Annotated in this window: 11 protein-coding genes and 1 riboswitch; of the genes, 4 read left to right on the top strand and 7 right to left on the bottom strand. The window is 68.5% G+C overall.

The genetic code is table 11. The annotated features are described in order from the left end of the window. Positions 1-26: 26 nt before the first annotated feature. The 3 genes from IMW82_RS00160 to IMW82_RS00150 form a co-directional block, all read right to left on the bottom strand. On the bottom strand, positions 27-563 hold the full coding sequence (locus tag IMW82_RS00160; protein WP_211003507.1) for a regulatory protein RecX: 537 nt from the start codon (positions 561-563) through the stop codon (positions 27-29). A gap of 32 nt (positions 564-595) precedes the next feature. Further along, positions 596-1633 (bottom strand): recombinase RecA, encoded by a 1038-nt coding sequence (gene recA / locus IMW82_RS00155; protein WP_108473123.1) that lies wholly within the window; start codon positions 1631-1633, stop codon positions 596-598. A gap of 145 nt (positions 1634-1778) precedes the next feature. Beyond that, complete coding sequence (locus IMW82_RS00150) at positions 1779-2288, bottom strand: CinA family protein (RefSeq protein ID WP_211003506.1); 510 nt, start codon at positions 2286-2288, stop codon at positions 1779-1781. A 90-nt stretch (positions 2289-2378) separates the two neighbouring features. Between IMW82_RS00150 and mutS the strand changes: the two genes are divergently transcribed. Both mutS and IMW82_RS00140 read left to right on the top strand, forming a co-directional pair. Beyond that, positions 2379-4970, top strand: a complete 2592-nt coding sequence (gene mutS / locus IMW82_RS00145) for a DNA mismatch repair protein MutS (RefSeq protein ID WP_211003505.1) — start codon at positions 2379-2381, stop codon at positions 4968-4970. Positions 4971-5163: 193 nt separating this feature from the next. Further along, on the top strand, positions 5164-6606 hold the full coding sequence (locus tag IMW82_RS00140; RefSeq protein WP_211003504.1) for a catalase: 1443 nt from the start codon (positions 5164-5166) through the stop codon (positions 6604-6606). Positions 6607-6616: 10 nt separating this feature from the next. Here the strand turns inward: IMW82_RS00140 and IMW82_RS00135 are convergent, their stop codons facing one another. The 4 genes from IMW82_RS00135 to IMW82_RS00120 form a co-directional block, all read right to left on the bottom strand. Beyond that, entirely contained in the window at positions 6617-7267 is a 651-nt protein-coding gene (locus IMW82_RS00135) for a response regulator (protein WP_211003503.1), read from the bottom strand. Between the two features lie 93 nt (positions 7268-7360). Next, positions 7361-7759 carry an RNA-binding S4 domain-containing protein gene (locus tag IMW82_RS00130; RefSeq protein WP_108473113.1) on the bottom strand — a complete coding sequence of 133 codons (399 nt, stop codon included), beginning with the start codon at positions 7757-7759 and terminating at the stop codon, positions 7361-7363. Between the two features lie 30 nt (positions 7760-7789). Further along, positions 7790-8377 (bottom strand): response regulator, encoded by a 588-nt coding sequence (locus IMW82_RS00125; RefSeq protein WP_108473112.1) that lies wholly within the window; start codon positions 8375-8377, stop codon positions 7790-7792. Between the two features lie 71 nt (positions 8378-8448). Next, the gene (locus tag IMW82_RS00120; protein ID WP_108473164.1) at positions 8449-9342 is read right to left on the bottom strand and encodes an AEC family transporter; all 894 of its coding nucleotides are present in this window, start codon (positions 9340-9342) and stop codon (positions 8449-8451) included. 142 nt (positions 9343-9484) lie between these two features. On the opposite strand from IMW82_RS00120, the gene IMW82_RS00115 reads away from it, so the two are divergent. Beyond that, complete coding sequence (locus IMW82_RS00115; protein ID WP_211003502.1) at positions 9485-10621, top strand: phosphotransferase; 1137 nt, start codon at positions 9485-9487, stop codon at positions 10619-10621. Positions 10622-10653: 32 nt separating this feature from the next. Further along, a riboswitch (TPP riboswitch) is annotated at positions 10654-10751 on the top strand. Between the two features lie 54 nt (positions 10752-10805). After that, the gene (locus IMW82_RS00110; protein ID WP_211003501.1) at positions 10806-12989 is read left to right on the top strand and encodes a TonB-dependent siderophore receptor; all 2184 of its coding nucleotides are present in this window, start codon (positions 10806-10808) and stop codon (positions 12987-12989) included. Positions 12990-13002: the final 13 nt, after the last annotated feature.

Raw genomic sequence — 13002 nt, 5'->3', positions numbered from 1 at the left:
GACCCGTCATCCTCGGATGGCGGGTTTCAGGAAATATCGTCGGCTTCGTCCACATCGGCGTGGGTAACACTTCGTACTGTGGCGGCGGCAAAGCCGCGGCGCAAGAGGAATTGCGCCCGCCGGGCACGCTCGGCGGGGTCTGCCGTGCCTGCGCCGCCGTAGCGGCGGCGCAGCTGGGCGGCGGCCGAGGCCTGCCAGTCGACCTCGGCCGCGTCCAGCAGCTCGCGGATGCGCGCATCGGCCAGGCCGTGGCTTTTCAGCTCCACGCGCAGGCGCAGCGGGCCGTAGCCTTGGGCGATCCGGCTGCGCAGCAGCACCTCGGCGAAGCGGTCGTCGTCCTGGTAATGCTGCTCGCCGAGCCGGTCCAGCGCGGCGCCCGCTTCGTCGCCCTCATAACCACCCTGGCGCAGCTTGGTCTTCAGCTCCTTGCGCGAGTGCTCGCGGCGCGCCAGCAGGCCCAGCGCCTTGTCGTACGCGCTGCGCTTCGGCCTGGCCGGATCGTCCTTGCCGGGTGGGCGTTTCATGGCCACGCAAACGGACATGGCCCGGACGAGCCGGGCCATGTCTTGTGCCGGAGAAGACCAGCGATCACCGCTCAGACTTCCTCGAGCGCCTCTTCCGGCGCGGCAGGTGCTGGCTTGCCGACCGGCACCAGCAGGCGCTCGCGCAGCTGCTTGTCGATCTCGTTGGCGATCGCCGGGTTGTCGCGCAGGAACTGGCGCACGTTCTCCTTGCCCTGGCCGATGCGGTCACCGTTGTAGCTGTACCAGGCGCCGGACTTGTCGATCAGGTTCTGCGCCACGCCCAGCTCGATGATCTCGCCCTCGCGCGAGGTGCCCTCGCCGTACAGGATCTCGAATTCGCACTGGCGGAACGGCGGCGCCACCTTGTTCTTGACCACCTTGACGCGGGTTTCCGAGCCGATGATCTCGTCACCCTTCTTCACCGCGCCGATGCGGCGGATGTCCAGCCGCACCGAGGCGTAGAACTTCAGCGCGTTGCCGCCGGTGGTGGTCTCGGGGCTGCCGAACATCACGCCGATCTTCATGCGGATCTGGTTGATGAAGATCACCAGGCAGCCGGATTTCTTGATGTTGGCGGTGAGCTTGCGCAGCGCCTGGCTCATCAGGCGGGCGTGCAGGCCGACGTGGGAGTCGCCCATCTCGCCCTCGATTTCCGCCTTCGGGGTCAGCGCAGCGACGGAGTCGACCACGACCATGTCGACCGCACCCGAACGCACCAGCATGTCGGCGATTTCCAGCGCCTGCTCACCGGTGTCCGGCTGCGAGACCAGCAGGTCGTCGACCTTGACGCCGAGCTTTTCGGCGTAGGTGGGATCGAGCGCGTGCTCGGCGTCGATGAACGCGGCGGTGCCGCCGGCGCGCTGGCAACTGGCGATCGCCTGCAGCGTCATGGTGGTCTTGCCCGACGACTCCGGCCCGTAGATCTCGACCACGCGGCCGCGCGGCAGGCCGCCGACGCCAAGCGCGATGTCGAGCCCCAGCGAACCGGTGGAGACCGTCTCGATCGCCTCGTTGACGCGGTCGCCCATGCGCATCACGGCGCCTTTGCCGAACTGCTTTTCGATCTGGCCGAGGGCGGAGGTGAGCGCCTTGCGCTTGTTGTCATCCATCGTCTTGTGTTCCGGTTGGGCTGTGAATGTGGGCATGATGCCCGGCTCGGATCTCACGGGCTGCGATCTGCGCCATCGGCACGGAGCGACATCTGCCTGCGCAGTATCCCACACCGGTCAAGCCAGTCTGGCGGCGAACCGCGCGTCATTCCGTCAGCGCTTTGCGCAGGCCGATGAGCGCCGCCGCCACGGTCTGCCGGCGCACTGCCTCACGATCACCGGGGAAGTGGAACAGCTGCGCGTGACCGTAGCCGCCGCGCCGCTTCCAGCCGATCCATACGGTGCCGACCGGCTTGTCCGGCGTGCCGCCGGACGGCCCGGCGATGCCGGTCACCGCCACCGCCACACCCGCGCCGAAGCGGGCCAGCGCGCCGGACACCATCTCCAGCACGGTTTCCTCGCTGACCGCACCGGCATGCTCCAGCGTGCGCGGGTTGACCCCGAGCAGCGCTTCCTTCGCCTCGTAGCTGTAGGTCACCACGCCGGCGTCGAACCAGGCCGAACTGCCCGGCAGGTCGGTCAGCGTCTTGGCGATCCAGCCACCGCTGCAGGATTCGGCCGTCACCAGCATCAGCCGGCAGCGTTGCACCTCGTCAGCCACCTCGCTGGCCAGCGCCAGCAACTCGGCATCGGTAGGAACGGACGACAACTCCATGCGAGACTCCCGGACTTGGACGAAACTCTGCGCCGCGCGCAGAGGCACCGTTCTACCCGTTCCGCGCGATCACGCCAAGACTTGCATTGCATGAGCCAAGACGATCTCACCAGGCACACCCCGTTCATGCGCCAGTACCTGTCGGCCAAGGCCGAGCACCCGGACGTGCTGCTGTTCTTCCGCATGGGCGATTTCTACGAGCTGTTCTACGACGACGCGCGCAAGGCGGCGCGGCTGCTCGACATCACCCTGACCCAGCGCGGGCAGTCGGGCGGCGCGCCGATCCCGATGGCCGGCGTGCCCTACCACGCGGTGGAAAACTACCTGGCGCGGCTGGTGCGGCTGGGCGAATCAGTGGCGATCTGCGAGCAGATGGGCGACCCGGCGCTGGCCAAGGGCATCGTCGAACGCAAGGTGGTGCGCGTCGTCACCCCCGGCACGGTGACCGACGCGGCGCTGCTGGAGGAGCGCCGCGACAACCTGCTGCTGGCGATCGCGGCCGGTGCGCATGGCGCCTATGGGCTGGCCTGGGTCGATCTGTCCAGCGGCCGTTTCCTGCTCAGCGAAGTGCCCAACGCCGAGACGCTGGCCGCCGAGCTGGCCCGCCTGCAGCCGGCCGAGACCCTGGTCGGCGAAGACGTGGCCTGGCCGAAACTGGTCAGCGCCCTGCCCGGCCTGCGCAAACGGCCACCGTGGCATTTCGACAGCGATGCGGCGCGGCGCGAACTGAACCGTTTCTTCGGCACCCGTGATCTCGGCGGCTTCGGCGTGGACAAGCTGCCGCTGGCCATCGCCGCCGCCGGCTGTCTGCTCGGCTACGTGGAGGAAACCCAGAAAAGCGCGCTGCCGCACCTCACCGGCATGGCGGTGGAAAGCGCCAGCGAGACGATCGCGCTGGACGCGGCGACGCGGCGCAACCTGGAACTGGACACCCACCCCAGCGGGCGCACCGAACACACCTTGCTCGGCGTGCTCGACGAGACAGTGACGCCAATGGGCGCGCGGCTGTTGCGCCGCTGGCTGACCCGCCCGCTGCGCTCGCGCGACGTGCTGCGCCGACGCCATCAGGCGATCGGCACGCTGATCGACAGCCGCCGCGGCGAATCCTTGCGCGAGCAGTTGCGCGGCATTGGTGACCTCGAGCGCATCCTCGCCCGCGTGGCGCTGCGCTCGGCCCGCCCGCGCGATCTTTCGACACTGCGCGATGGCCTGCTGGCCGCACCGGAGTTGCAGCAGCGCATCGACGGTCTGGACAGCCCGCTGCTGCACACTCTGGTCGAACGCATCGGCGACCACGCGGACACCGCCACCCTGCTCGCCCGCGCCATCGTCGAGCAACCGCCGGTGCTGCAGCGCGACGGCGGCGTGGTCGCCGACGGCTACGACGCGGAACTCGACGAACTGCGCCGACTCTCCACCCACGCCGACCAGTACCTGGTCGAACTGGAGGAACGCGAGAAAGCCGCCAGCGGCATCCCCACGCTGAAAGTCGGCTACAACCGCGTGCATGGCTACTACATCGAGATCAGCCGCGCGCAGTCGGACAAGGCGCCCACCCACTACACGCGCCGGCAGACCACGAAGAACGCCGAGCGCTACATCACCGAGGAGCTGAAGACGTTCGAGGACAAGGTGCTGTCGGCCAAGGAACGCTCGCTGATGCGCGAACGCGCGCTGTACGAGTCGCTGCTCGACACGCTCACCGAAAAACTCGAACCGCTGAAAATTGCCGCCGCCGCGATGGCCGAGCTCGACGTGCTGGCCACCCTGGCCGAGCGCGCCGAAGCGCTGGACTGGAGTACGCCGCAACTCATCGACGAACCCGGCATCGCGATCGAGCGCGGCCGTCATCCGGTGGTCGAGAAAGTTCGCGACGAACCGTTCGAGCCGAACGACCTGGAGCTCGACGACACCCGCCGCATGCTGGTGATCACCGGCCCGAACATGGGCGGCAAATCCACCTACATGCGCCAGAACGCTCTGATCGTGCTGCTCGCCCACATCGGCAGCTACGTGCCGGCGGCGAGCGCGGTGATCGGCCCGATCGACCGCATCTTCACCCGCATCGGCGCCGGCGACGACCTCTCGCGCGGCCAGTCCACCTTCATGGTGGAGATGAGCGAGACGGCCAACATCCTGCACAACGCCACCGCCGACAGCCTGGTGCTGATGGACGAGGTCGGCCGCGGCACCAGCACCTACGACGGCCTGTCGTTGGCGCGCGCTGCCGCCGTGCACCTGGCACGTCACAGCCGCGCCTACACCTTGTTCGCCACCCACTATTTCGAGCTGACCGAACTGGCCGGCGAGTTCGCGGCGATCGCCAACGTGCACCTGGACGCCGTGGAATATCACGACAAGAAGCAGGGCGAGCAACTGGTCTTCATGCACGCGGTGAAGGATGGCCCCGCCAACCGCAGCTTCGGCCTGCAGGTGGCCGCGCTGGCCGGCCTGCCGAAATCGGTGATCGCCGAGGCGCGGCGCACGCTGGCCGAGCTCGAGCGCGGCATGCACCAGCACGCCAGCACGCCCGCGTCGGCCACCGAATCCTCGCCGCAACTGGGCCTGTTCACCCCGGCACAGCCCTCCGCCGCCGAACGTGCGCTGGAAGAAATCGACCCCGATGCGCTGACCCCGCGCGAGGCACTGGAAGCGCTGTACCGCCTGAAACAGCTGGGCTGACCGCGGCGGCGGCCATGCCGCTGGTCACCACCACCCTGCGCTCACGTCTGATCGGCGATGCTGGCCCGCCGGATCCGGGAACAGCCGCCTCATCCATAGCCAAGGACTATCGACCACATCGAAACATTCGAATTCCATTGATCGTCAGGCCTGCGTAGATTGACCGGACAGCGAATCACCCCAGGAGCCCGCCATGAGCCAGAACCGCAAGACGCTGACCACCGACGCCGGCGCCCCGGTGTCCGACAACCAGAACAGCCTCACCGCCGGCCCGCGCGGCCCGCTGCTGGTGCAGGACGTGGCGCTGTTCGAGAAGCATGCGCACTTCAACCGCGAGCGCATCCCCGAACGCGTGGTGCATGCCAAGGCCTCCGCCGCGTTCGGCACGCTCACCATCACCCACGACATCACGAAGTACACCCGCGCCAAAGTATTCAAGCCGGGTGCGCAGACGCCGATGCTGGCGCGCTTCTCCACCGTGGCCGGCGAGCGCGGCGCGGCCGATGCCGAGCGCGACGTGCGCGGCTTCGCGCTGAAGTTCTACACGGAGGAAGGCAACTGGGACCTGGTCGGCAACAACACGCCGGTGTTCTTCATCCGCGACCCGTACAAGTTCCCCGACTTCATCCACACGCAGAAGCGCGACCCGCGCAGCAACATGCGCAACGCCATCGCGATGTGGGACTACTGGTCGCTGTCGCCCGAATCACTGCACCAGATCACCACGCTGATGAGCGACCGCGGCATCCCGGCCACGCTGCGCCACATGCACGGCTTCGGCAGCCACACCTACAGCTTCTGGAACGAGGCCGGCGAGCGTCACTGGGTGAAGTTCCATTTCAAGACGCAGCAGGGCATCAGGAACCTCAGCAACGCCGAGGCGGCGAAGCTGATCGGCGGCGACCGCGAATCGCACCAGCGCGACCTGTACGAGTCCATCGAGCGCAAGGATTTCCCGAAGTGGACGCTGTACGTACAGCTGATGCCCGAGGCCGACGCGGAGAAAACTTCGTACAACCCGTTCGACCTGACCAAGGTATGGCCGCACAAGGACTACCCACTGGTCGAGGTCGGCGTGATGGAGTTGAACCGCAACCCGGACAATTATTTCGCCCAGGTCGAGCAGTCCAGCTTCTCGCCCGCAAACGTGGTGCCTGGCATCGGCTTCTCGCCGGACAAGGTGCTGCAGTTCCGCCTGTTCTCCTACGCCGACGCGGCGCGCTACCGGCTCGGCGCGAACCACGACCAGCTGCCGGTGAACCAGCCGCGCTGCCCGGTGCACAACTACGCGCGCGATGGACAGATGCGCTACGGCGACAACGGCGGCGGCAGCGTGAACTACGAGCCGAACTCGTTCGGCGGCCCGGTCGAGGATCCGTCGGTGAAGGAACCGCCGCTGAAGATCTCCGGCGACGCCGACCGCTACGACCACCGCGCCGGCAACGACGACTATACCCAGCCTGGCGACCTGTTCCGCCTGATGAGCGACGATCAGAAGCAGCAGCTGTTCGACAACATCGCCGCGGCGATGCAGGGTGTGCCGGAAGACATCGTGCGCCGCCAGCTTGGCCACTTCGCCAAGGCCGACCCGGCCTACGCGGCAGGCGTGGCGGAGGCGCTGGGGCTGACGCTCTGAAAGCGAACCGTCAGCTACCGGGACCGTGCACCACCTGCAACGGGGCCACGCCAGCCAGGTGCGGCGTGACCTCCGCGTCGGGCATCGCGATGTCGGGAATGTCGGCCAGCTCATCGGCCGACAGTTCCGCGGCCAGTACCGGCAGCGCCTCGACGGGCACCGGTGCCAACGGCAGACGGCCGTCCAGACGTCCGGACTGCACCAGCTGGCCGATGCGCAGGTAGACCTCGTCGCGATCAAAGGGCTTCTGCATGAAGTCGTCGGCGCCAAAGCGCTGCACGTAGAACTGCTCGGTCGCCTGCGGGTTGCCGCTGATCATCACGATCGGAATGTCCCGGGTCAGCGGGTCGTGGCGCAGCGCGCGCAACACGGCAAACCCGTTCATTCCCGGCATCACGATATCCAGGAAGATCAGCGCCGGTCGCTCGCTGCGGGCCAGCTCGATCGCCTCCTTGCCGTCGGTGGCCTTGAGCACGGCGTAGCCATCCTGGCGCAGCATCTTGCCGAGCACGGCGCAGATCGTGGGCGAGTCGTCGACCACCAGCATGCGGGCGCCCAGCGCAGTCTGCGGATGCGCCTCGTCGCGAGCCGCGTCAGTTGCATGGCTACCCAGCAGGCGCTTGAAGAAACCGAGGCCATTCATCAGTGCGTGTCCGTCCATGCGAGCCCTCCGGTCTGATGGGATGGCGGCGCCAACCCTCTGGATTGGCATGGATATTCCCGCAGATCCGGCCGGCATTCTGCGATGCACTGCTCAGCGTCTGTCTCTGAGCCGTCGCAATTCGCGCCGCGCCTGCTTGTCCGGGCGCTTGGGCGGGCCACTTGCACCGACCAGGCGGTGCTGCTCGCGGGCAAGCTCGCGCGCCACCCGGCTGGCCTCGGTCTCGGCGTACAGCGCCTGTGCCTCGCTGGCCGGGCCGCGCCTGCCGGACAATGCCAGCACCTCGACTTCCAGTCGCTCCTCGCCACGACTGATCCTCAAGCGGTCGCCCGCATGCAGGGGCCTGGCCGGCTTGCAACCCATCGCGTTGACATCGACGTGGCCACCGTCGATCGCCTGCCTGGCCAGGCTGCGCGTCTTGAAGAAACGCGCGGCCCACAGCCACACGTCGACACGCACGTCAGTCATCGGAGAGGTGGCAGGCTTGCTCATCGCGCGGATTATCGCGCGATCGCGCGCAGTTCAGTCCTGCCCGGCAGGCGGCACCACCATGTCGTGCGGGTCCGGCATCGCGATGTCCGGAATGGCGTCGTGCCCGGCCGCGCCGGACTCCGGCTCCGCCAGGATCTTTTCCGCCTCCGCCCGCTGGCGCACCACCAGGCGGCCGCTGCGTGTGAGGTGTTCGATGCGCGCGAACACCTCGCCGCGGCCGAACGGCTTCTTCATGAAATCGTCGGCGCCGAAGCGCTGCACGTAGAACTCCTCGGTCGCCTGCAGGTTGCCGCTGATCATCACGATCGGGATGTCGCGGGTCAGCGGATCGTGGCGCAACGTGCGCAACACCACGAAGCCACTCATGCCGGGCATCACGATGTCGAGGAAGATCAGGTCGGGAAGCTCCGCCCGCGCGATCTCCAGCGCGCTTTCGCCGTCCGCCGCCTTCAGCACCACGTGGCGGTTCTGCGCCAGCATCTTGCCGAGCACCGCGCGGATGGTCGGCGAATCGTCCACCACCAGCACGCAGGCTTCCTTCGGCTCGCCGCTGCGCGGCACCGCACGGCGCTCGCCGTGATCGCCGAACATGCGCTTGATCAGTTCGAAAGCGGCCATGACACGAGCTCCCCCTGCCCATGAGATTCCGGCGCTAGTCTCGGTGCAGCGCGGGCCGGACGCAAGCTGCTCTAGGCTCCCAGCAGCAGGTTGCCCAGCGGGATGGTGAGCAGCGACAGCACGATGCCGGCGCCCAGCACGGTATTGGCCAGCGCCGGTTCCAGCCCGTATTCGTCGGCCAGGATCGTCGCCGACACCATCGGCGCCATCGCCGCCTGCAACACGCCGACGGTCAACACCAGCCCGTCGACACCGGCAGCCGCGCCCATCGCCCAGCATGCCAGCGGCGCCAGCAGCAGTTTCCAGCCCAGCCCCCAGCTCGCCGCGCCAAGCTGCCGCTGGCCCGGATGAAACTTGAACTGCAGGCCGACCGAGAACAGCGCCAGCGGCGTCAGCGTGGCGCCGATCGGTGCAAACACGCCATTCAAAACCTCGGGCCAGCCACCGCACAGGCCGGCGATGACGCCCACCACCAGCGCGACGAACGCCGGGAACGTGACGATGCGCCGGACGATCAGGCGCAGCTGCAGCGTGCGTCCCGAATACACCGAAGCCACCACGATGCCGGCCGACGCCAGCACCGGAAACGCACCGAGCTGGTCGGCCACCACCGCCAGCGCCAGGCCCGCCTTGCCGTGCAGGGCCTCGATCATCGGGTAACCCATGTACGCCGTATTGCCCAGCCCGCAGACCAGGATCAGCGCCCCCGTGCGCTGCCGCGACCAGCCCAGCCGCGGCCCGAGCAGGCCGAACAGCAGCCACGCGCCGCCAAAGGTGAGCCACATCGCCGCCACCGGGAACCACAGCTGCGAATCGAACTTCAGCTTCGGGATCAGTTCCAGCACCAACGCCGGCAACGCCACGTTGAGCACCCACCAGTTGATGCCCGGCACGATCCCCGCCGGCGGTTTCGCGTAGCGCGCCACCAGGGTGCCGAGGATCAGGCAGACGAACAGCAGCAACATCGCGCTCATGGAACGGGGTACCGCGGGGAAAGTCGGCCATTATAGGGATGGCACGCCGTGCGCCGATGGCGGCCGAACGTGATGCCCTGTCCTTTCAGGGATAATCCACGGCCTGCCCTGCCTGCGGACGCCCCGCCCTTCCATGAACAACCCGCTCCATCTTGCCCACGGGCTAGCCGGTGACAACACGCCGCCGGACTGGCCGCCACTGGCCGCCGGCGAGGTCGAAGCAGTCCTGCGCGGCTATCCGGCGCTTGGCGCGCCGGCCCGCATCGCCTGGCACAGCCCGCGCCCGCTGTCGGCCGCCTGCCTGGTCGAGACGGCGCACGCCACCGTCTTCGTCAAGCGCCATCACCGCAGCGTGCGCTCGGCCGCCACGCTCGCCGAGGAGCATCGCTTCATCGCTCACCTGCGCGACCGCGGCATGCCGATCCCGGCGGTGCTGCGCGATGCGCACGGACAGACCGCGGTGGCAGCCGGCGACTGGGTTTACGAGGTGCACGAACAGGCCGCCGGCATCGACCTGTACCGCGAGGCGATTTCGTGGGAACCGCTGCCGGACCTCGAACACGCCCGCACCGCCGGCCGCATGCTGGCCACGCTGCACGACGCGGCCGCGGACTACCGCGCGCCCCAGCGCGACACCCACATCCTGGTCGCGCGCAGCGAACTGATCGCCGCGCCCGATCCCGTCGCCGCGCTGCGCGCGCAACTGCCGCAGCGCCCGGGCCTGGCCGACTACCTGCGCGATCGCGACTGGCCGCGCGACTTCGCCGAACTGCTTGCTCCGTGGCACGCCGCCGCCCAGCCAGGACTGGCGCGGCAGGCGCCACTGTGGACCCACGGCGACTGGCACGTCTCCAACCTGTGCTGGAGCGACGGCGGCAGCGACGCGCGGATCAGCGCCGTGCTCGACTTCGGCCTCGCCGCCGCCAACTTCGCGCTGTTCGATCTCGCCACCGCAATCGAGCGCAACGCGATCGCCTGGCTGGCGCTCGACACCGGCCTGGATGCCGCCCACCCCGGCATCGCCCACGCGCTGATCGAGGGTTACCGCCGGCAACGTCCGCTGCAGGCGGCCGACCTGCACCTGCTGGCCGACCTGCTGCCGCTGGTGCACGTGGATTTCGCGCTGTCCGAGGTGGAGTACTTCCACGCCATCACGCACTCGCGCGCGAACGCCGACGTGGCCTACGACACCTTCCTGCGCGGCCACGCCGCGTGGTTCCACACGCCGGCCGGTCACGCCATGTTGCAGGCCATCCGCGAGTCCGCCTGAGCCTCCCGCGCCGATTCGTGGTTCAATAGACGTTCTTGAAGCGGGGGTGCCCGGCAAAAAGCCGGGCTGAGAGAGTCCCTTGGAACCTGACCCGGTTAGTACCGGCGTAGGGAGCTTGCAGATCCAGCCTGTCCTGGCGACAACCGGATCGCCGTCGCTTCGTCCGTACCCATTGACGACGACGATGACGATGCCATTTCCCCGCACTCCCCTGATCCTCGCCCTGCTCGCGGCCATGGCGCCCGTCCATGCCGGCGACACCACCGACAAACCACAAACCACGCAGCTGGCGCCGGTGCACGTGGAAGCCGACAGCGCCAGCGGCTACCACGCCGACAACTCGCAGCTGGACACCTTCGGCAGTTTCGGCAACGCGCCGCTGCAGGACACGCCTGCCGCGATCACGGTGATCACCCGCGACCAGATTGATGACCGCCAGCCGCGCACCCTGAGCGAACTGGCACGCGCCGACGCCGCACTGGGCGACAGCTACGCGCCGGTCGGCTACTACCAGGACATCGCGATCCGCGGTTATGCGCTGGATCCGGCCACCGGCTTCCGCTTCAACGAAATGAGCATGGCCGGCGAACAGCTGCAGCCGCTGGAAGACAAGCAGCGCGTGGAAATCCTCAAGGGCCTCGGCGGCCTCGAAGCCGGCGTGGTCGCGCCGGGCGGCCTGATCAACTACGTCAGCAAGCGTCCGGCCGACGTGCATACCGCCACCGTCGGCACCGACTCGCACGGCTCGCGTTACCTCGCGCTGGATGTGGGCGCCTGGCTGACGCCCGGCTTCGGCGTGCGCGTGAATGCGGCCCACGAGGACATGAACTCCTACGTGCGGCACGCCGATGGCCGCCGCACGTTCTTCTCGCTGGCCGCCGACTGGAAGATCAATTCGAACGCCACGCTGCGGCTGGACACCAACTACCAGACCAGCGGGCAGCGCTCGGTTTCCGGCAACCAGTTGCTCGGTGGCACCACGATCCCGGCGCATCCCAGCCGCACGCGCATGCTCGGCTTCGAGCCGTGGCAGCAGCCGGTGGGCATCGACGCCAGCAACAGCACGCTGCGCTTCGACTATCGCTTCAGCGACCGATGGAGTGCGCAATTGTCGGCTGGCCACAGCCATGTGGTGATCGACGACAACGTGGCGTTCGCCTACGGCTGCTTCTATTCGCCGGACTGCGCCAGCGGCGCCACGCCCGGCTGGTTCTTCGCGCCGAACGGCGACTACGACGTCTACGACTACCGCAGCCCCGACGACACGCGCGTCAACGACGAGGCGCGCGCCGTAGTGAAGGGGTCGTTCGACACCGGCCCGCTCAACCACGAAGTCAGCGTCGGCGCCAGCGCGTTCCGCCGCACCATCGACCAGCGCCCCTACGTCTACGACTACGTCGGCACCGCCAACATCGACCAGGTCGATCCGCCCTACTTCGCGCCGTCGCCGAACCAGCCCGGCGCGTCGGCGCGGCGGCTGACCAGCTGGCAGCATTCGGTGTTCGCGCTGGACCGCGTGCATCTCGGCCCGCAGTGGCAGGTGCTGCTCGGCGGCCGCTACGTGCGCCTGCATGAGCGCGCCTACGACGACGCCGGCGCGCCCGAACGCGACACCCGCCTCGGCAAGACGCTGCCGCAGGCCGCCGTGCTGTGGCAGCCCACCACGCAATTGACCACCTACGTCAGCTACAGCGAAAGCCTGTCGCTGGGCAACGAGGCGCCGTACTGGACCTCGAACGGCGGCACCACGCTGGCCCCGCTGCTGGCGCGCCAGACCGAAGCCGGCGTGAAGTACGCCTGGAGCGACGCGCTGAGCCTTTCGGCCGCGCTGTACCGCCTCCGCCAGCCGTACCAGTTCGCCCGGCCGGACAGCACCGCCGCAGGCTTCACCTTCGTGCAGCAGGGCAATGAGGTGCACAGCGGGGTGGAACTCAACGCCGCCGGCCAGCTCACCGACAACCTGCGCCTCACCGCCAGCCTCAACCTGATCCGGGCGCGCGCCGAAGGCACCGGCGCGCCGAGCTACGAAGGCCACCAGGTGGTCAACGTGCCGCGCCTGCGCAGCGCGTTGTATGTCGACTACCGCCTGCCGTTCGCGCCCCGGTTCGGCCTGCTCGGCGGCTGGCGCTACGCCAGCCCCAACGTGGCCACCCCGAACGGTCTGACCCGCGTGCCGGCGTACCACGTGTTCGATGCCGGCCTGCGCTACGCCAGCGAGTGGAACGGCCATGCGCTGACCTGGCGGCTCAGCGTCGACAACCTGTTCAACCACTTCTACTGGCGCGATACCGGCAACTCCGGCGGCGACAGCTACCTGTTCCCGGGCGCACCGCGGCTGGCCCGGCTGTCCGTGACGTACGCGTTCTGAGCGGCCGGCAGCC

Origin of the sequence: Rhodanobacter sp. B2A1Ga4, assembly GCF_018101315.1 — a bacterium.
Lineage (GTDB): Bacteria > Pseudomonadota > Gammaproteobacteria > Xanthomonadales > Rhodanobacteraceae > Rhodanobacter > Rhodanobacter thiooxydans_A.
This window is presented reverse-complemented; position numbering and strand designations above follow the sequence as displayed.

What these genes read in the sequence shown, in the direction of transcription:
- mutS (WP_211003505.1), top strand. Translation starts at nt 2,379, where the DNA reads ATGAGCCAAGACGATCTCACCAGGCACACCCCGTTCATGCGCCAGTAC.
- IMW82_RS00150 (WP_211003506.1), bottom strand. Translation starts at nt 2,288, where the DNA reads ATGGAGTTGTCGTCCGTTCCTACCGATGCCGAGTTGCTGGCGCTGGCC.
- IMW82_RS00120 (WP_108473164.1), bottom strand. Translation starts at nt 9,342, where the DNA reads ATGTTGCTGCTGTTCGTCTGCCTGATCCTCGGCACCCTGGTGGCGCGC.
- IMW82_RS00130 (WP_108473113.1), bottom strand. Translation starts at nt 7,759, where the DNA reads ATGAGCAAGCCTGCCACCTCTCCGATGACTGACGTGCGTGTCGACGTG.
- IMW82_RS00135 (WP_211003503.1), bottom strand. Translation starts at nt 7,267, where the DNA reads ATGGACGGACACGCACTGATGAATGGCCTCGGTTTCTTCAAGCGCCTG.
- IMW82_RS00110 (WP_211003501.1), top strand. Translation starts at nt 10,806, where the DNA reads ATGACGATGCCATTTCCCCGCACTCCCCTGATCCTCGCCCTGCTCGCG.
- IMW82_RS00160 (WP_211003507.1), bottom strand. Translation starts at nt 563, where the DNA reads ATGGCCCGGCTCGTCCGGGCCATGTCCGTTTGCGTGGCCATGAAACGC.
- recA (WP_108473123.1), bottom strand. Translation starts at nt 1,633, where the DNA reads ATGGATGACAACAAGCGCAAGGCGCTCACCTCCGCCCTCGGCCAGATC.
- IMW82_RS00125 (WP_108473112.1), bottom strand. Translation starts at nt 8,377, where the DNA reads ATGGCCGCTTTCGAACTGATCAAGCGCATGTTCGGCGATCACGGCGAG.
- IMW82_RS00115 (WP_211003502.1), top strand. Translation starts at nt 9,485, where the DNA reads ATGAACAACCCGCTCCATCTTGCCCACGGGCTAGCCGGTGACAACACG.
- IMW82_RS00140 (WP_211003504.1), top strand. Translation starts at nt 5,164, where the DNA reads ATGAGCCAGAACCGCAAGACGCTGACCACCGACGCCGGCGCCCCGGTG.